The organism is Streptomyces geranii (genome assembly GCF_002954775.1).
In the GTDB taxonomy this organism is placed as follows: Bacteria; Actinomycetota; Actinomycetes; order Streptomycetales; family Streptomycetaceae; genus Streptomyces; species Streptomyces geranii.
Genome location: NZ_PJME01000007.1, coordinates 272,491 through 289,543, shown reverse-complemented (window position 1 = coordinate 289,543; position 17,053 = coordinate 272,491). Strand labels below are relative to the sequence as shown.

Genomic DNA, 17,053 nt, shown 5'->3' with positions numbered 1-17,053 from the left:
GAATCCAGTACCCAGGACCAGGAGCAGCGACGGCATGACCGGACCCGAGGGCGCAGCACCCCGTATCGACACCAGCAGACCGCACCCCGCCCGGGTCTACGACTGGTGGCTGGGCGGCAAGGACAACTACCCGGTGGACGAGGAGCTGGCCCGCAAGATCCTCGCCGTGGACGGCACGGTGCTGCGCGGCGCGCGCGCCAACCGCCGGTTCATGCGCCGGGCGACCCGGACCGCCGCCGAGGCCGGTATCCGCCAGTTCCTGGACATCGGCACGGGCATCCCCACCGAGCCGAACCTGCACCAGGTGGCCCAGAGCGTCGCCCCCGAGTCCAAGGTGGTGTACGCGGACAACGACCCGATCGTCCTTCGGCACGCGCAGGCCCTCCTGCACGGCACCCCCGAGGGCACGACGGAGTACGTGCACGCGGACGCCCGCGACCCCGAGACGATCCTGGGCCTGGCCGCCGAGTCCCTGGACTTCACCCGGCCCATCGCGCTGTCCCTGGTCGCACTGACCCACTACCTGGGCGACGACCCCGAGGGCGACGACGTCCACGGCCTCCTGAAGAAGTACGTCGACGCGCTCGCCCCCGGCAGCTACCTGGTCCTCTCCCAGGTCACCCCGGACCTCAGCCCCGAGGCCATCACCAAGGCGGCAGAACACTTCCGCCGCAGCGGCACCCCCTTCTTCCCCCGCTCCCTGCCCGAGTTCCACCGCTTCTTCGACGGCCTGGACCTACTGGGCCCGGGCATCATCCCGGTCTACGGCTGGCGCCCGGAACCGGAGGACGTGGAGGCCCAGGCGGAGGGAATCGTCCCGGTGTACGCAGGGGTGGCCCGCAAACCCTGAAGGGCGCGACAGCGCCCCTTCAGGGGCGCGGGGAACGGCGCGACAAGCCACATCGAACCCGCACCCCGCAACGCACCTACACCCCCCGCCCCTTCCCGTCCCCCGACTCCCTCTCCTCATCAACAATCTCGGCATCCACAACCCCCTCCTCCTCAGCAGGAGCGACATCCTCCTGCTGAGGAGCAGCCTGCGCATACATCGCCTGCCCCATCCGCTGACTGACAGTGGCAAGCTTCTCCACCCCCGCCCGCAGCGCCACCACATCACTCTCCTCCGCCAGCAACCCCTTCACCTCGGCAACAGCCGAGCCAACCTCCACCTTCGCCTCCGCAGGAACCCGTTCCTCGTTGTCCCGCACGAACTTCTCGGTCTGGTACACGAGTTGCTCGGCATGGTTACGCGTCTCGGCGGCCTCCCGGCGCCGCCGGTCCTCCTCCGCGTACTGCTCCGCCTCCCGCATCAGCCGGTCGATGTCGTCCTTGGCGAGCGCCGAGCCGCCCGTGACGGTCATCTTCTGTTCGCGTCCGGTGGCGAGGTCCTTCGCCGAGACGTGCATGATCCCGTTGGCGTCGATGTCGAAGGCGACCTCGATCTGCGGCACGCCACGCGGCGCCGGAGGCAGCCCGGTGAGGTCGAAGACGCCCAACTTCTTGTTGTACGCGGCGATTTCCCGCTCGCCCTGATACACCTGGATGCCGACCGAGGGCTGGTTGTCGGTGGCGGTCGTGAAGATCTCCGAACGCCGGGTGGGAATGGTCGTGTTGCGTTCGATGAGCTTGGTCATGATGCCGCCCTTGGTCTCGATGCCGAGGGACAACGGCGTGACGTCGAGCAGCAGTACGTCCTTGACGTCGCCGCGGATGACACCCGCCTGGAGGGTGGCGCCGAGCGCGACGACCTCGTCCGGGTTGACGCCCTTGTGCGGTTCCTTGCCGGTGAGTTCCTTGACCAGGTCGGTGACGGCCGGCATCCGGGTCGAGCCGCCGACCAGGATGACGTGGTCGATGACGGCGAGCTTCACGCCCGCGTCCTTGATGGCCTGGTTGAAGGGGGTCTTGCAGCGGTCGAGCAAGTCGGCGGTCAGTTCCTGGAACTGAGCCCTCGTCAGCCTCTCCTCAAGGTGCAGCGGGCCGTCGGCGGAGGCGGTGATGTAGGGCAGGTTGACGGTCGTCTCGGACGAACTCGACAGCTCGATCTTGGCCTTCTCGGCGCCCTCGCGCAGCCGTTGCAGCGCCATCTTGTCGTTGCCGAGGTCGATGCCCTGCTGTCCCTTGAAGCGTTTGACGAGGTGGTCGACGATCCGCTGGTCCCAGTCGTCGCCGCCGAGTTGGGTGTCGCCGTTGGTCGCCTTGACCTCGATGACGCCGTCGCCGATCTCCAGGAGCGACACGTCGAAGGTGCCGCCGCCGAGGTCGAAGACGAGCACGGTCTGCTCCTCGCCCCGGTCGAGGCCGTAGGCGAGGGCGGCGGCGGTCGGCTCGTTGATGATCCGCAGCACCTTCAGACCGGCGATCTCCCCGGCCTCCTTGGTGGCCTGCCGCTGGGCGTCGTCGAAGTACGCCGGCACGGTGATCACCGCGTCCGAGACGTCCTCGCCGAGATACGCCTCCGCGTCCCGCTTCAGCTTCTGCAGCACGCGGGCGGAGAGTTCCTGGGCGCGGTAGCGGGTGCCGTCCACGGAACCCTGTTCGGGGAACCGCCAACCCCCGTCGCCCATATGGCGTTTGACGGAGCGGGCCGTGCGCTCCACGTTCGTCACGGCCTGCCGTTTGGCGACCTCGCCGACGAGCACCTCGCCGTTCTTCGCGAAGGCCACGACGGACGGTGTGGTCCTGGCCCCTTCGGCGTTCGCGACGACGGTGGCCTCACTGCCCTCCAGGACGGCCACCACCGAGTTCGTGGTCCCCAGATCGATCCCGACCGCACGTGCCATGGCTGACCCCTTCCGTCGGGACGATTCCCGCCCTCCACCACAAATCGTGGCTTCCCGCTTGTCAATCCTTCCTCCGAACCGGGTACCCGGAAACGACGATGCCGCGCACCTCGGACATCGAGGGGCGCGGCAGGGGGCGTGCCCGGCCTTGGCGGAGCGTCAGGCGAGCTTCGCCGACAGGGTGATCGTCGTACCGGTCAGGGCCTTGCTGACCGGGCAGTTCTCCTTGGCGCCCTCGGCGGCGGCGACGAAGGCCTCCTCGTCGATGCCCGGGACGGTGCCCTCCACGGTGAGGTGGATGCCGGTGATGCCCTCACCCGGCTGGAAGACGACGTCGGCCGAGGTCGTGAGCCTGGTGGCCGGGGTGCCGGCACCGGCGAGGGCGTGCGAGAACGCCATCGAGAAGCAGCTGGAGTGGGCGGCGGCGATCAGCTCCTCGGGGCTGGTCTTGCCGTTCGCGTCCTGGGCGCGGGAGGCCCACGTCACGGGCTGCTCGGCGATGGCCCCGGAGGAGTCGAAAGTGACAACGCCGCTGCCCTCCAGCAGGTTGCCTTCCCAGACGGTGTGTGCAGAGCGCGTGGTGGCCACGGTTCTTCCTTTCGCGTGTGGTCCCGATACCGGGGTTCCGTACGTCCCCATCCGATCACACTCCGGCGAGTTTCCGGCTCACTGCACCCGAAAGACGGGCCCCCGTGCGGTGAACGGCGGGCGAGCGCCCCGGGGATGCGGACAGCCGTACTCGCGTCGCGCGCTCAGGCCGCCCGCCGGTCCCCGGGATCCCGGGGCTCCTCCACGGGCACCTGCGGCCCGTTGCACTCGCGCAGCCAGCGGCGCAGTACGCGGTGGATGTGCTCGGCGCCGACCAGTTCCTCCCCGTCCTCGACCGCCGCCGACAGCGCGAGGGGCGCCATCAGGAAGGGTCTGCCCTGGGCGCCGCCGAGGCCGCCGTGGGAGCCGATCTGCTCCTCGAAGGCGAGGACTTCTCCCTCGGCCGGGTCGTACGAGGAGTTGACCATGATGTCGGCGGTGTGCGGGAAGGAGTGCGTACGGCGGACCGCGCCCGCCGCGCCGGGCCCGAAGTCGGCCAGCGGACCGCCCTGTTCGTGCTCCAGGGCGTCCACGGGGATCTCCGCGCCGTGCGCGCCCAGCACCACCCCGCCGTGCTCCTCGCTGCGGACGAGGACGAAGCCGACGCCGGGATGGTTGGCGAGGGTGGTGAGCAGCGCGGGATGGCGGGCGTCGATCTCCTCCTTGGTCATACGGTGGTGCACGTCCGGGAAGGAGATCAGGCCGAGGTTCCCGGAGGCGAGGACCAGGGGTTCGGAGTGGCGGCCCATGGGCACATGCTGTCCGCCGTTCTCCTCGACGGGCCTGCGCAGTGCGGCTCGTACGGCGGCCCGGGCCTCGGCGCCGCTGTGGGTGCGCTGCGCCTTGCGCGGCACGGGCAGCCCGCAGCCCGCCCGGACCAGGTCGCCGAGGGTGAGGCCGTACCGCCCCCGGAAGGTCTCACCGGGGCTCTGCCCGTGGTCGGAGAGGAGGACGATCCGGTAGGGGCGCGGGGCGTGTTCGGCGACGTTCGCGATCAACGCGAGGGAACGGTCGAGGCGTTGGAGCACCTTGTCCGTGTCACGGCCGTGCGGTCCGGAGTGGTGGGCGACCTCGTCGTAGGCGACCAGATCGGCGTAGACGGCGGTGCGCCCGGCGAGCATGTCGCCCATCACTGCGGCGACGACCACGTCCCGCTCGACGACGGTCGCGAAGGCGCGGACGAGGGGGTAGAGGCCGCCGCGTGCGACACGCGGGCGCTTCTCGCGCATCCGCGCGCGGGTCGACTGGCCGATCTCGCGGCCGACCTCGGCGACGAAGGACAGGGCGGTGCGGACGGCGTTGGCGGGGTCGGAGAAGTAGGCGAAGTAGCCCGCCCGGGAACGGTTCTCCCGGCCGCGCCGCCGGACCGCGATCGACAGCACGAGGGCCTGTTCGTCGGCGCCGCCGCTGAAGAGGTTGCCCCGGCTCGCGCCGTCCACGGTGAGCAGACCGCCGTCGCCCGTGCGTTCGACGGCCCGGCGCTGCAGTTCGGCGGCGCTGGTGGGCCGGTTGCAGACCATGACCTCGCCCCGGTCCTTCTCGTACCAGCGGAAGGCGGGGATGTCGTGGTTGGTGCCGTGCAGGATGCCGAGCTGGCTGGCGCCGGTCTGGCTGGACCAGTCGGTGCGCCAGGGTGTGAGCCGGTGGGTGGCGTCCAGCAGGCCCCCCACGGTCGGCATCAGCCCCTTCTCCACCGCCCGTACGAGGACGTCGTGGCCGACGCCGTCGAGCTGCAGGAACACCACACCGGGCGTGGTGGGCCCCTCCAGCCGGCGTGCGGTGCCGCGCCGGTCGGCGAGGCGGTAGAGGCGTCTGCGGTAGGCGTCGTCGTCCCGTACGGCCAGGGCGGCACCCGTCGCGGAGGCCACCGCGGACATCACGGCCGCGACCACCACCGCGGTCTCCGGGGCCGCCTCGGGGCGGTCGGCGGGGGTCAGCCGCAGGGCGACGAGCAGCAGGGCGCCGTTCAGGAAGAAGACCAGCAGGCCGAGGACCAGGGCGGGCACGAGGAGCAGCAGCCGCACCAGCACCGGCCAGGCCAGCGCCGACAGCAGACCGAACGCGCCCGCGCCGATGGCCGCCGTGACCGCGATCCGGGTGGCGCTGTCGCCGTCGCCGGTACGGATCTGGAAGTCCGGCAGGATGCCCGCGAGCACGAGCATGGTGAGCGTCGACACGGCCCACACCGCGACGCTCCGCCCGATCTGGCTGACGATCCGCCGCCAACGCCCCGCACCCACGCCCGCACACCTCACGTCCCGGCCGGCCCACGCGGCCGACCTGTGCCCACCCTGTCACAAGGGACTGACAACGCCGGGTGCGCCCTGCGAGGGTTCAGCGGCCGTCGTACCCCGCGGTCGGCATGGACAGCCTGCGATGCACCCGGGCCTTCATCTGGGCGTCGTACGACGGTTCAGCGCGCCCCACGGTCTCCACCCGCACCCCGCGCCGCGCGCACTCCGCGGTGAACTCGTCGACCGAGGTCAGCGCCTGCTCCAGGACCCGCTGGCTGGGCGCCACGAACAGGTCGAGGCCGGGCTCGACGCCGTCCCAGAGGGCACAGTGGTCGGGTCGCAGACCCCGTACGAGCAGCTCCCGGGCGACGACGTAGCCGTGCTCGGCGGCCCAGCGGGCGCACATCGCGTGCTGGCTGCGGGAGTCCACGAGGAAGGGCTCCTCGTCGAGTTCTTCGAGCGGCGTCAGACTGGCGATCGCGGTGACCCGCGGCACCTGGCCGGGCAGGCCGGAGGCGGCGTGCGCGTGTCCCATGGCGTCCCCCTTCAGCTCCGGGCTTCCCCGTTCACCTCAGGGTTTTCCCCACTCGCCCCGGGTTTCCCGCCGACCCTACTCCTGCCCGTACTCTTCGGGGAGTCGCGCGAAGGAGGCAAAGGGGTGCCGGTGGACATCACGTGGTGGGGGCACGCCACCTGTACGGTCGAGGACTCGGGCGTACGTGTGCTGACCGACCCCCTGTTCGTGCGCCGGCTCGCCCATCTGCGCCGTCGACGGGGCGAGTTGCCGCCGCCCGGCGCATGGAGCGCGCAGGTGGCGCTCGTCTCCCACCTTCACTCCGACCACCTCCATGTCCCCTCCCTCGCACGCCTCGCGCCCGGCGCACACCTGATCGTGCCCCGGGGCGCGCCGAAGGCGGTGCCGGGCCTGACGCGCCGTCTGGCACACCTGCGGATCACGGAAGTGGCCCCCGGGGACCACACCAAGGTCGGTGACCTGGTCGTACGGGCGGTGTCCGCGCGGCACGACGGGCGGCGGCTGAACTTCGGCCCGCAGCGGGCGCCCGCGCTCGGGTACGTCATCGAGGGCGAGGCGCGGACGTACTTCGCCGGGGACACGGGCCTGTTCGAGTCGATGGCGGAGGAGGTCGGGCCGGTCGACGCGGCCCTGCTGCCGGTGGGCGGCTGGGGCCCGTACCTGGGCGAGGGCCACCTGAACGCGGAACGGGCGGCCGAGGCGCTGGCCCGACTGGCGCCGCGCAGTGCGGTGCCGGTGCACTACGGCACGTACTGGCCGATCGGACTGGACGCCGTACGCCCGCACGAGTTCTATTCGCCGGGTGAGGAGTTCGTCCGCCTCGCGGCGGAGCGGGCGCCCTCGGTCGAGGTGCACCGGTTGGAACACGGGGAGAGCGTGCGCCTGGAGGTCGCGCGGTGAACGTGCTCCTGGCCGCCGCGGCGACCTCGGGGCAGGGGTCGGCGGGGCAGGCGATCGGCTATCCGACGCTGTTCCTGCTGGTGCTGATCGGGGCGCTGGTGCCGGTGGTGCCGACGGGGGCGCTGGTGAGTTCGGCGGCGGTGGTCGCCTTCCACGAGACGTCCCCGCTGGCCATGACCCTGGTGTTCGCGGTGGCCGCGCTGGCCGCGTTCCTCGGTGATGTGGCGCTGTACTGGCTGGGCCGGCGCGGGATGGGCTCGAAGAACGGCTCGCGCTGGCTGGCGGCGATCGAGTCGAGGGCACCCGAGGACCGCCTCGCCCAGGCCCAGGAGAAGCTGAGCGAGCACGGGGTGACGGTCCTGGTCCTGTCCCGCCTGGTGCCGGCGGGCCGCATCCCGGTGATGCTGGCCTGCCTGATGGCGAAGTGGCCGGTCCGCCGCTTCGCCCGAGGCGACGTCCCGGCATGCCTGGCGTGGGCGGCGACGTACCAGCTGATCGGCGTCCTGGGCGGCTCGTTGTTCGACGAGCCGTGGGAGGGCGTGGTGGCGGCGGTGGCCCTGACCCTGGCGATCAGCGCGGGGCCGAGCGTGTGGCGGAGAGTACGGGGCCTTCGCGGGGCGACGTGAGTGTTTCTCGCCCCCGCCGCCCCTACCCGTTCCCATCCTTCGGGGGCTCCGCCCCCGAACCCCCGTATCGCGCTGAACGCGCTCGTCCTCAAACGCCGGACGGGCTGAGGGGTGCCGGCCTGCGCTTGGTTTTTCAGCCCGTCCGGCGTTTGAGGACAAAGCGGGGGTCCGGGGGCGGCAGCCCCCTGGGATGGGAACGGGTAGGGGCGGCGGGGGCGAGGAGGAACTCAGCCCAGCACCCGCGAACCCCCCACCGGCAGGTCCCACAGATCCTCCCGCCGCAGCCCCGCCCGCTCCCAAGCCACCCGCACCCTAATCAACGGCTCAAGAACCGGCTCCGCCGACAGCACGAACGTCCCCCAGTGCATCGGCGCCATCCGCCGCGCACCCAGGTCCACCGCCGCCCGCACCGCCTCCTCCGGATCGCAGTGGACGTCACTCAGCCACCACCGGGGGTCGTACGCCCCGATCGGCAGCAACGCCAGGTCGATCCCCGGATAGCGCTCCCCGATCCGCGCGAACCAGTGCCCGTACCCCGTGTCCCCCGCGAAGTACACCCGCTGCCCGTCCAGATCGGTCAGCACCCACCCACCCCACAGCGTGCGGCACGTGTCGGTCAGGCCGCGCTTCGACCAGTGGTGGGCCGGTACGAAGTCGAAGCGGACGCCCGCCAGTTCGGCCGTCTCCCACCAGTCCAGCTCGGTGACCCGGGTGAACCGGCGGCGCCTGAACCAGCGGCCCAGTCCCGCCGGCACGAACACCGGGGTCTCGCGCGGGAGTCTGCGCAGCGTGGGGGCGTCCAGGTGGTCGTAGTGGTTGTGGCTGATGACCACGGCGTCCACGCGCGGCAGCGCGCTCCAGGCGACGCCCACGGGGGTGATCCGGGCCGGGGTCCCCAGGATGCGGCGCGACCAGACCGGGTCGGTGAGGACGGTGAGCCCGCCGATCCTGACCACCCAACTGGCGTGTCCCGCCCAGGAGACGGCGACCGTGCGCGCGTCCACGCGGGGCAGCGGGCCGGGTTCGAAGGGCAGCCGGGGGATGTCGGCGAGGCCTTCCGGAGTCGGCCGTACCGCGCCCTCTCTCGCGAATCTCGCCATGCCCCGCAGGCCTGGCAGCGGGGCGGTGAGACGGTCGGCGAAGGACCGCGGCCACACCCGGTCGCCGTGCGGCGGCCGAAGCACCTCGGGGGTCGTGCCCGGGTTGATGTCCGTGTTGATGCTCGTGGTCGACTCGGACTGCTGCGTCATCGAGGAGGCTCCCGTCGCTGAGCGTCGTCACAGAGATCGTCGAAGATCGATCCCACCAGGGTCAACGCGCGTCGCACGTGTGGCAGTTCCAGTGGTTCGGGTGATCTGAGCGACTGCGCCCGTTCCCCGGGCGTGTCGCCGAGCAGCGCGTCCGTGGCCAGCCTGACGCGCAGTGCCTCAAGGTCGTCCCCGAACCGGTGACCGCCAGGCGCGGGCATCCCCAGCCGGGCGGTGAGGTGGTCCTCCAGCTCCTGGGCGTCGCCGACACCGTGCGCGCCGAGCGCGGTCCGCAGGGGGCCGAGGTCGACGTACAGATGGCGGCCCGCGCGCGGGGGCCGGGCCAGACAGCCCGCGGCGGTCACCGCGCGGTGCACGGCGACGGCCACGCGCGCGTGGAGGCGTACGGCGGCGGTGAGCCGTTCGGTGACGGGCTCGGGCTCGCCGAGGGCGTAGGCGGCTGCGGCGGCCACCGGTTCGGCGATCCGGGCGCCGAGCGCGGTCAGTACGTCGAGCACGCGCGCGCGTAGGGCGTCGCCCGCCGGGTTCGCCGGGAAGCGGGCGAGGGCTGCGGGCCAGCCGGCCGGGAGCAGCGCGCCGCACAGGTCGGTGACGACGGTGACCTTGTCCGGCAGCATCTCGGCCGGGCTGAGCAGCACGGTGTCGTGCGGCCGGTGCAGGGTGTCGCGCCAGGTCTCGTCGCTGACCAGGTGCAGGCCCTCCGCGGCGGCGACCTCGACGGTCTCGTGCAGGAGTTCGGGCGGGGCGACGGTCGCCGTCGGGTCGTCGGCCACGGACAGCACCAGCAGCCGCGGATCACCGCCCTCGGCACGCACTCGGCGGACGGTCTCCAGGAAGGCGTACGGGTCCGGTACGCCCCCGCACTCGGCGGGCGTGCCCACGTGGAACACGGATCTGCCCAACGCCCGTATCTGGGGCGCCCACCAGGCCGCGCAGGGCCGGGGCACCAGGACGTCGCCGCCGATCGCGGCGGTCAGGGCGAGAAGAAGGGCCGGGGCGCCGGGGGCGGCGACCACCCGGTCGGGGTCGGCGGGCAGTCCGCGCCGGGCCCAGTAGCCGCAGGCCGCGTCGAGGAGTGCGGGTCCGCCGCCGGTCGGCTGGGCTCCGGGGCGATCGGCCGCTGCGGCGAGCACGGCGGCGAGTTCGGGCAGTACGGGGAGTCCGTCGCCGGGCAGCGGCGGGCCGTAGCGGACGGGACCGTGTCCCTGGGGGGCCGTCCGCCGCATGCGTACCTCCGCGCGGTTGCTGGTGCGGTGCCTGGTGCGTGCCTGTGGGGTGGAAGTCCCCACGGTCACAGGGACCCGTGGGAGCCCGCTCGGGTTGCCTCACCCGCGCGCGGAGCCGCCCCTGCGACGCAGCCGGTGTACGGCGGCCCCGGCCGCGCCCGCCATCAGCACTCCCCCGGCGACCAGCGCGGGCACCGAGTCGGTGAACGCACCGCCCTGCCCGGCGTCCACCCCGCGCTGCACCGGGGCGGGAGTGTGCGTGGCGGGTTGCACGGGGTGTACGGGGAGGGGCGCGGAGCTGTGCGTCGGGCAGGCGGCCACGCCCTGGAAGTCGCCGCTCAGGGAGTCGGCGGCAAGGGGGTCTGCGGCGTGGGGGTCGGTGCCGCAGCTGCCATTGCCGGTACCCGTGACAGTGCCCGTGCCAGTGCCAGTGCCGTCGCGGGTCACGGTGAACGTCGCCTGCCACGCCTTGCCCTGTCCCCCGGCCTGCCCAGGACACGTACCGTCGGCGGCCCATTCGGAGGCGGGCGCGGCTGCGCTCTGGCCGTCGCCCTCGAAGGTCCAGGCGGGGGCGATCTTGGCGGTGCCGCTGTAGGCGGGGCCTGCCGCCGGGTCGTCGGTGCCGGGGACCTGCTGGAGCTGGACGGTGCCGAGTTCGAAGCCCTGGGAGTGCGCGTCGATGGACGCGGGCGGGGTGCCGCCGGTCGCCTCGCAGGCCACGGAGACGGTGACGGTGCCCCCGGGGCCCACGGTGCCCGGGCTGACCTCCCCGGCGGCGTCCGCGAACCCGGCCGGGGCGACGGCACCCAGGGCGGCACCGGCCAGGACGGCGACGGACAGGACACGGGCGGTGCGGCGCATGGCTGGGCCCCTTCGAGCGGCGGCTGCGGGGCACGTCGGGTGATGCCCCGCATCCCATGACAGCCCGCCGGGGCGCGGGGCGCGCGCGGCCGGACACCATTCGCGGGACGGGCACGCCCGAGCGGGTGACATACCGGCCCACCGGTGGCGGGACGCAGCCGCCAATGCCAGCACCAGCACCAGCACCAGCACCAGCCGACCCTCGCACGCCCCCCACGCGCCCCGCTCACCCCACCCGCCCCTCAGTTCGACAGCGAGACCAGCTCCCCCTCCAGCCCCCGCCCCCGCCGCGCGACCACACGCGCCGCCACCTCCGACAGCTTGCGGTTGGTGCCCTGTGAGATCCGGCGCAGTACCCCGAAGGCGTCGTCGGCGTCGCAGCCCAGGACGTGCATGACGATGCCGCAGGCCTGGTCGACGACCGGTCGGGTGCGCAGGGCGGTGCCGAGCTGCTCCAGCTCGGTGAGCGCGGCGCCGTAGGAGCGGTCGCGGACCAGGCAGGTGGCCGCGAGGTCGCCGAGCGCCCGTACGGGGCCGTGCGGGGCGTCCTCCAGGGCGCCCGGGCGGAAGCTGTAGAGGCTGAGGGTGACCGTCAGCCCGGAGCGCCGGAAGGGCATCGTGACGCTGGAACGGACACCGGAGTCGAGCGCCACGGCACGGTACTCGGGCCAGCGGCGCTCGCTCAGCAGGTCGGCCGAGTCGACGGGCGTACCGCGTTCGAGGGCGGCCGGGATGGGCCCGTCGCCGGAGCGGAGCTGGACGGCGACGAGTCCGGCGAGGTCGGGATGGGTGACGACGGCCGAGCGTTCCGGCCCCGGCTCGGTCACCATGCTGCTGGCCCCGCAGCAGTCGGCGGTGCAGCGGACGGCCTGCTCGACCAGCTCCGACAGTCTGCGTCCCGGCACGGTCGATTCGGTCGACTCCGTTGTCCAGTGGCCCAGTTGACTGTTGTCCGGCACCGCGCCCACCTCCCCCTGCTCCGCGCCTGCCCGCTTGTCCACAGGAAAAACGGGTTAGGTTCATGTCATGGCGCAGACTGACGAATTCGGTGAAGAACTTGTGGATTTCGTGCGCCGGGTCGCCGAGTTGAAGGCGGCCAGATCCGTGCCGACCGACGATCTCCCGACCGTCCTGGACGCGGCGATCTTCGAACTCGACCATGTGGCCGATCAGTTGTGGCCCTGGTACGAGCGGCTGTCGTCCACCCTGCCCTCCGCGGGTGCAGGTCAACGGGACCGTCAGGACCAGCAGTTATTGCGGATGATCTTCCAACAGCTGCCGCTGCCCGTGGCGTTGACGGACCGTGAGACGGTCGTGCGCCGACTGAACCCGGCGGCGACCGTGTTCACCGGCGCCCGCGCGGGCTATGCGACGGGCCGTCCGCTGACCGGCTTCCTCGTGCACGCCGACCGGGCCGCGTTCCGCTCGCAGGTCGCGGCGGTGGCCCGGGGCGAGGGCGACCGCGGCCTCACCGTCCGGCTCCAGCAGCGCCCGTCCGCACCGGTGCACACGACCCTCACCGCGCTCAGACCGAGCGGCGAACCCCGGGCCACGGTCCTGGTGGTGCTCCAGCCCGCGGACCTGAGCCTGCCGCCGGGCCCGCCCGAACCGGCGGCGAACAGCCCCACGGCCGCCCTGCCCGACCTCTCCGAGGCGACCCGGCACGCGACCCTGCTCGACCTCCTGGACGCCATGGCCTCGGCCCTGCTGACCTGCCCGTCCCGCGACCCGGGCACGGTGCTGGAGCGGGCGGCCGGGGTGCTGCACGGCCGGTTCGCGGACTGGGTGATCGCCGACACGGGCGGCGCCCGTCCGTCCCGTACGACCGTGCTGGGACCGTCGGGGGCGGACACGGCGGCCGTGGCGGCGCAGGATCCCACCGGTTGTCCGCTGGTAGTCGAGGCGGCGCGGGGCGGCTCCCCCGCGCCGCTCGTGCGTCCCGGCGACCCGGAGGCCTTCGGCCTCGACGCCACCGGCGCTCCGGTCCTGGTCCAGGCGAACGTGACGTCCCTGCTCTGTGTACCGCTGGCCCGCGACGGCGTCGTACACGGTGTGCTCACGCTGTTCCGCAGCGGCGCGCGGCCGGTGTTCTCGATGGCGGAGGCGCAGACGGCGGACATGATGTCCCGTCACATCGCCCTGGCCATGGGCTAGTCGGCGGAGCGGACCCGGTCAGGCGGCGTCCTTCATGACCTGGTCGCGCAGCCGGTTGCAGGAGCGGCTGATCAGGCGGGAGACGTGCATCTGGGAGATGCCGAGCTGCTCGGCGATGCTGCTCTGGGTCATGTCGGCGAAGAACCGCATGTAGAGGATGTCGCGCTCCCGCTCGGGCAGCGCCCGCAGCCGGGGCTTGACGGCCTCGCGGTCGATGACGGTGTCGAGAGCGGGGTCGGCCGATCCTAAGGCGTCGCTGAGGGAGTATCCGTCCTCGCTGCCGGGGAGTTCGGCGTCGAGGGAGAGCGCGGCGAAGCTCTCCAGCGCCTCCAGGCCGACCTTGACGTCCTCCTCGCTGATGTTGGCGCGCTCGGCGATCTCGGCGACGGTGGGCCTGCGGCCCGGGATGGTCTGGGCGAGGTCCTGGGAGGCGAACCGTACGCGGTTGCGCAGGTCCTGGACCCGGCGCGGTACGTGCAGGGTCCACATGTGGTCGCGGAAGTGGCGCTTGATCTCGCCGGTGACGGTGGGGACGGCGTAGCTCTCGAAGGCGTTGCCGAGGGCGGGGTCGTAGCGGTCGACGGCCTTGACCAGGCCCAGTGCGGCGACCTGGCGCAGGTCGTCCATGTTCTCCCCGCGGTTGCGGAAGCGGCCCGCGAGGCGGTCGGCCATGGGCAGCCAGGCCTCGACGATCTTCTCGCGGAGCGTGTCGCGCTGCCGGCCCTCGGGAAGGGTGGCGAGCCTGCGGAACGACTCGGCGGTGTCGGGGGCGTCGTGGTGCGGATGGCGTTTGGGACTCACTTGGGTGCGCATGATGCGTCACAACTCCCTGGGAGTGCTTCTGCGGTGGACGGTCACCGTGGGAGAGCGTGTCCAGCCTGGACGGACGCGTCCGGGGCGGGTGGTACACCGCTCCCACGGACGTGCCTCCTGTCCGAAGCACTGATGCTGCGCCTGCCCCGCCCTTCGCGTGCCAAACAGGCTTCGAGCACGACGCTCGTGACGGCACCGGTTCCCCGGGTCCAGGGCCTGCTCGGGCCCGGGCGAACCGCGCGGCGGCCCGGTCAGGCCTGCGCGCGGTCCCGGTCGCGGTTCCGGTCCCGCGCGCCCTGGCGGGTGCGGCCCCCGGCGACGGGCCTGCGCGGATGGCGGCGCAGATACTCGCCCTCCAGCTGCGCCATGCGCGCGTTGTGGGTGCGCAGGGCGTCGTTCGAGCCGTGCAGGAGCGTGTCGTGGCGCGTGCGGTGGATCGTCTCCAGCTCGCGCATCAGCTGCTGGTCGTCCAGCCGGCTCGGGTCGACTCCGGTCATGGTGACACCCCGCTCGTCGTGGCGTCCTTCCACTGTACGGAGAACCGGGCGTCCGGGCCTCGCGTACTACCGGGCCCGCTCCACCCGCCGCTCGTCCCACACCGGCTCCGGGGTCTCCCGGACCCGCCCGTCGCTGCCGAAGACCAGATAGCGGTCGAACGAACGAGCGAACCAACGGTCGTGCGTGACGGCGAGGACCGTGCCCTCGAAGGCCTCAAGACCCTCCTGGAGTGCCTCGGCGGACTCCAGGTCGAGGTTGTCCGTCGGCTCGTCCAGCAGCAGCGCGGTGACGCCCTCCAGTTCCAGGAGCAGGATCTGGAAGCGGGCCTGCTGGCCCCCGGAGAGCCGCTCGAAGCGCTGTTCGGCCTGCGCGGTCAACTCGTAGCGGCGCAGCCGGGAGCTGGCCGCGCCGCGGTCCTGCGCGTGCTCGGTCCACAGGATGTCGAGGAGCGTACGGCCCTCCAGCTCGGGGTGGGCGTGCGTCTGGGCGAAGTGCCCGGGCACGACCCGCGCGCCGAGCTTCCACTCGCCGGTGTGGTTCACGGTGTCCCCGGCGAGCAGCCGCAGGAAGTGCGACTTGCCCGAGCCGTTGGACCCGAGGACGGCGACCCGCTCCCCGTAGAAGACTTCGAGATCGAAGGGCTTCATCAGCCCGGTCAGCTCAAGTCCCTTGCAGGTGACGGACCTTACTCCGGTCCGGCCGCCCTTGAGTCGCATGGTGATGTCCTGCTCGCGCGGCGGCTCGGGCGGCGGTCCCGCCTCCTCGAACTTCCGCAGTCTGGTCTGCGCGGCCTGGTAGCGGGACGCCAACTCATGGCTGATGGAGGCCGCCTGACGGAGGTTCAGCACCAGCTTCTTCAGCTGGGCGTGCTTCTCGTCCCAGCGCCGCCTCAACTCCTCGAAGCGCGCGAACCGTTCACGCCGCGCCTCGTGATAGGTGGCGAACCCGGCGCCGTGCACCCAGGCGTCCGCACCGGCGGGCCCAGGCTCCACGGACACGATCTTCTCCGCCGACCGGGAGAGCAACTCCCGGTCGTGGGACACGAAGAGCACGGTCTTCCGCGTCTCCGCGAGCCGCTCCTCCAGCCATCGCTTGCCGGGTACGTCGAGGTAGTTGTCGGGCTCGTCGAGCAGCAGCACCTCGTCGGTGCCCCGCAGCAGCGCCTCCAGCACGAGCCGCTTCTGCTCACCGCCGGACAGCGTCCGCACCTGCCGCCACTGGGCCTTCTCGTACGGCACCCCGAGCGCGGCCGTCGTGCACATGTCCCACAGGGTCTCGGCCTCGTACCCGCGCGCCTCGGCCCAGTCGGACAGCGCCTGCGCGTACTGCAGCTGGGCCGCCTCGTCGTCGACGGTGAGCATGCCGTGCTCGGCCACGTCGACGGCCTTGGCGGCCTCCTGGATACGGGGCGTGGCGACCGACACCAGCAGGTCCCGTACGGTCGTCTCGTCCCGTACGGACCCCACGAACTGGCGCATCACCCCGAGCCCACCGCTCACGTTGACGGTCCCGCCGTGCGGTTTCAGCTCGCCGGAGATCAGCCGCAGCAGGGTCGTCTTCCCGGCCCCGTTGGGCCCCACGAGGGCCACGACGGCCCCTTCGCCGACGCGGAACGACACATCGCCGAGCAGCGCCCTCCCGTCGGGAAGGTAGTACTCAAGGTGCGCTGCTTCGAGATGTCCCATGAGGCCGCATTCTGCGTCCCGACGACGCCCCCCGGCAAACCCATAAACCGACGGCCGCCCTGGAACCGACGGCCCCGAAGACGCGCCCCAAAGGGGCGCGGGGCTGTATCGATGTGCGGCTCCGCCGCATGGGCGCGACCGGCCCCCACCGGCCGGCAGCCGAACAACCGCCTACCCGGCGGAGCCGAACGACTCCCCAGCAGGCCCGCTCTCCGCGTCCGCGGCGACAACGGCCCCCGCCCAGGAAACCGCCTTCCACCCATCCCCCGGCGACCCCTCCAGCACGACAACCCCCGTGTTGTCGAGCCGATGCTCCGCGGCGAAGGCCACATCGACGTTGTCCGCCCGCGCCGCCGCCCACATCCGGATAGCGGCACCATGACTGACCATGGCAACGGTCCCGACCCCGCTCTCCGCCGCCTCCGCCACCACCGAGTCGAACCGCCCGAGCGCCTCCACACCGTTCTCCCCGCCCGGCATGCGCAGCGAGGTCTCACCGCCCGCCCAGGCGAACACGGTGGTCATATACACATCCGCCGCCTCGGCGTCCCCCCGCATCTCCAGGTCCCCCGCGGCCACCTCCCGGATCCCGTCCCGCACCAGCACATCGAGGCCACGCGCCCCGGCCAGCGGCGCGGCCGTCAGCTGCGTACGGATCAGCGTGGACGCGTACAACGCGCCGATGTCCTCGTCCGCGAGCGCCTCCGGCAGGGCGGCGGCCTGCCGCTCCCCCAGCTCGGTCAGTCCGGCCCCCGGAACCGCGGTGTCCAGCAGAAACAACACGTTCGACGGGGTCTGACCGTGCCGGATGAGAAGCAGACGCATACGGTTTTTCCTCTCGCCCTACGACACTTGCGACAAGCCCCACAACACGCACAACCC

The 17,053-nt window shown here is 72.5% G+C and carries 16 protein-coding genes; 4 read left to right on the top strand and 12 right to left on the bottom strand.

What is annotated here, in order from left to right:
• The first annotated feature begins 34 nt into the window (after positions 1–34).
• Positions 35–850, top strand: a complete 816-nt coding sequence (locus tag CW359_RS13500; RefSeq protein WP_105970133.1) for an SAM-dependent methyltransferase — start codon at positions 35–37, stop codon at positions 848–850.
• A gap of 76 nt (positions 851–926) precedes the next feature.
• Here the strand turns inward: CW359_RS13500 and dnaK are convergent, their stop codons facing one another.
• The 4 genes from dnaK to CW359_RS13480 all read right to left on the bottom strand — a co-directional run bounded on the left by dnaK (position 927) and on the right by CW359_RS13480 (position 6,140).
• Entirely contained in the window at positions 927–2,783 is a 1,857-nt protein-coding gene (gene dnaK, locus CW359_RS13495; RefSeq protein WP_105970132.1) for a molecular chaperone DnaK, read from the bottom strand.
• A gap of 159 nt (positions 2,784–2,942) precedes the next feature.
• On the bottom strand, positions 2,943–3,371 hold the full coding sequence (locus tag CW359_RS13490; RefSeq protein WP_105970131.1) for an OsmC family protein: 429 nt from the start codon (positions 3,369–3,371) through the stop codon (positions 2,943–2,945).
• A gap of 164 nt (positions 3,372–3,535) precedes the next feature.
• A complete protein-coding gene (locus CW359_RS13485; RefSeq protein WP_105970130.1) occupies positions 3,536–5,611 on the bottom strand; it encodes a phage holin family protein in 2,076 nt (691 codons plus the stop codon).
• Positions 5,612–5,705: 94 nt separating this feature from the next.
• On the bottom strand, positions 5,706–6,140 hold the full coding sequence (locus tag CW359_RS13480) for a hypothetical protein (RefSeq protein ID WP_105970129.1): 435 nt from the start codon (positions 6,138–6,140) through the stop codon (positions 5,706–5,708).
• 123 nt (positions 6,141–6,263) lie between these two features.
• Here CW359_RS13480 and CW359_RS13475 point away from each other — a divergent pair, with 123 nt between their 5' ends.
• Together CW359_RS13475 and CW359_RS13470 are read left to right on the top strand one after the other, a co-directional pair.
• Positions 6,264–7,040 carry an MBL fold metallo-hydrolase gene (locus CW359_RS13475; protein ID WP_198655204.1) on the top strand — a complete coding sequence of 259 codons (777 nt, stop codon included), beginning with the start codon at positions 6,264–6,266 and terminating at the stop codon, positions 7,038–7,040.
• Between the two features lie 2 nt (positions 7,041–7,042).
• The gene (locus CW359_RS13470) at positions 7,043–7,666 is read left to right on the top strand and encodes a DedA family protein (protein ID WP_105970204.1); all 624 of its coding nucleotides are present in this window, start codon (positions 7,043–7,045) and stop codon (positions 7,664–7,666) included.
• Between the two features lie 227 nt (positions 7,667–7,893).
• On the opposite strand, the gene CW359_RS13465 is transcribed toward CW359_RS13470, so the two are convergent.
• From CW359_RS13465 to CW359_RS13450, 4 genes are all read right to left on the bottom strand, one after another.
• Positions 7,894–8,916, bottom strand: coding sequence for an MBL fold metallo-hydrolase (locus tag CW359_RS13465; protein ID WP_105970128.1), 1,023 nt, complete (start codon positions 8,914–8,916; stop codon positions 7,894–7,896).
• A complete protein-coding gene (locus tag CW359_RS13460; RefSeq protein WP_105970127.1) occupies positions 8,913–10,160 on the bottom strand; it encodes an aminotransferase class I/II-fold pyridoxal phosphate-dependent enzyme in 1,248 nt (415 codons plus the stop codon). Before CW359_RS13460 ends, CW359_RS13465 begins: the two co-directional genes overlap by 4 nt.
• A 99-nt stretch (positions 10,161–10,259) precedes the next feature.
• Positions 10,260–11,021: a hypothetical protein gene (locus CW359_RS13455; protein ID WP_105970126.1), complete on the bottom strand. Its 762-nt coding sequence runs from the start codon at positions 11,019–11,021 to the stop codon at positions 10,260–10,262.
• A 242-nt stretch (positions 11,022–11,263) separates the two neighbouring features.
• Positions 11,264–11,980: an ANTAR domain-containing response regulator gene (locus CW359_RS13450; protein ID WP_232838382.1), complete on the bottom strand. Its 717-nt coding sequence runs from the start codon at positions 11,978–11,980 to the stop codon at positions 11,264–11,266.
• 67 nt (positions 11,981–12,047) lie between these two features.
• On the opposite strand from CW359_RS13450, the gene CW359_RS13445 reads away from it, so the two are divergent.
• A complete protein-coding gene (locus CW359_RS13445) occupies positions 12,048–13,175 on the top strand; it encodes a PAS domain-containing protein (RefSeq protein WP_105970125.1) in 1,128 nt (375 codons plus the stop codon).
• An 18-nt stretch (positions 13,176–13,193) separates the two neighbouring features.
• Here the strand turns inward: CW359_RS13445 and CW359_RS13440 are convergent, their stop codons facing one another.
• From CW359_RS13440 to CW359_RS13425, 4 genes are all read right to left on the bottom strand, one after another.
• Positions 13,194–13,988: an RNA polymerase sigma factor SigF gene (locus CW359_RS13440; RefSeq protein ID WP_105970124.1), complete on the bottom strand. Its 795-nt coding sequence runs from the start codon at positions 13,986–13,988 to the stop codon at positions 13,194–13,196.
• Positions 13,989–14,239: 251 nt separating this feature from the next.
• Positions 14,240–14,485, bottom strand: a complete 246-nt coding sequence (locus tag CW359_RS13435; RefSeq protein WP_105970123.1) for a DUF6158 family protein — start codon at positions 14,483–14,485, stop codon at positions 14,240–14,242.
• A 66-nt stretch (positions 14,486–14,551) separates the two neighbouring features.
• On the bottom strand, positions 14,552–16,171 hold the full coding sequence (locus tag CW359_RS13430) for an ABC-F family ATP-binding cassette domain-containing protein (RefSeq protein ID WP_105970122.1): 1,620 nt from the start codon (positions 16,169–16,171) through the stop codon (positions 14,552–14,554).
• A gap of 171 nt (positions 16,172–16,342) precedes the next feature.
• Positions 16,343–16,996, bottom strand: a complete 654-nt coding sequence (locus tag CW359_RS13425; protein WP_105970121.1) for a histidine phosphatase family protein — start codon at positions 16,994–16,996, stop codon at positions 16,343–16,345.
• Positions 16,997–17,053 lie beyond the last annotated feature (57 nt).

Excerpts from the sequence above, each read along its gene's own strand:
- CW359_RS13435 (WP_105970123.1), bottom strand. The coding sequence starts at position 14,485 with ATGACCGGAGTCGACCCGAGCCGGCTGGACGACCAGCAGCTGATGCGC.
- CW359_RS13425 (WP_105970121.1), bottom strand. The coding sequence starts at position 16,996 with ATGCGTCTGCTTCTCATCCGGCACGGTCAGACCCCGTCGAACGTGTTG.
- dnaK (WP_105970132.1), bottom strand. The coding sequence starts at position 2,783 with ATGGCACGTGCGGTCGGGATCGATCTGGGGACCACGAACTCGGTGGTG.
- CW359_RS13445 (WP_105970125.1), top strand. The coding sequence starts at position 12,048 with ATGGCGCAGACTGACGAATTCGGTGAAGAACTTGTGGATTTCGTGCGC.
- CW359_RS13455 (WP_105970126.1), bottom strand. The coding sequence starts at position 11,021 with ATGCGCCGCACCGCCCGTGTCCTGTCCGTCGCCGTCCTGGCCGGTGCC.
- CW359_RS13500 (WP_105970133.1), top strand. The coding sequence starts at position 35 with ATGACCGGACCCGAGGGCGCAGCACCCCGTATCGACACCAGCAGACCG.
- CW359_RS13440 (WP_105970124.1), bottom strand. The coding sequence starts at position 13,988 with ATGCGCACCCAAGTGAGTCCCAAACGCCATCCGCACCACGACGCCCCC.
- CW359_RS13480 (WP_105970129.1), bottom strand. The coding sequence starts at position 6,140 with ATGGGACACGCGCACGCCGCCTCCGGCCTGCCCGGCCAGGTGCCGCGG.
- CW359_RS13460 (WP_105970127.1), bottom strand. The coding sequence starts at position 10,160 with ATGCGGCGGACGGCCCCCCAGGGACACGGTCCCGTCCGCTACGGCCCG.
- CW359_RS13465 (WP_105970128.1), bottom strand. The coding sequence starts at position 8,916 with ATGACGCAGCAGTCCGAGTCGACCACGAGCATCAACACGGACATCAAC.
- CW359_RS13430 (WP_105970122.1), bottom strand. The coding sequence starts at position 16,171 with ATGGGACATCTCGAAGCAGCGCACCTTGAGTACTACCTTCCCGACGGG.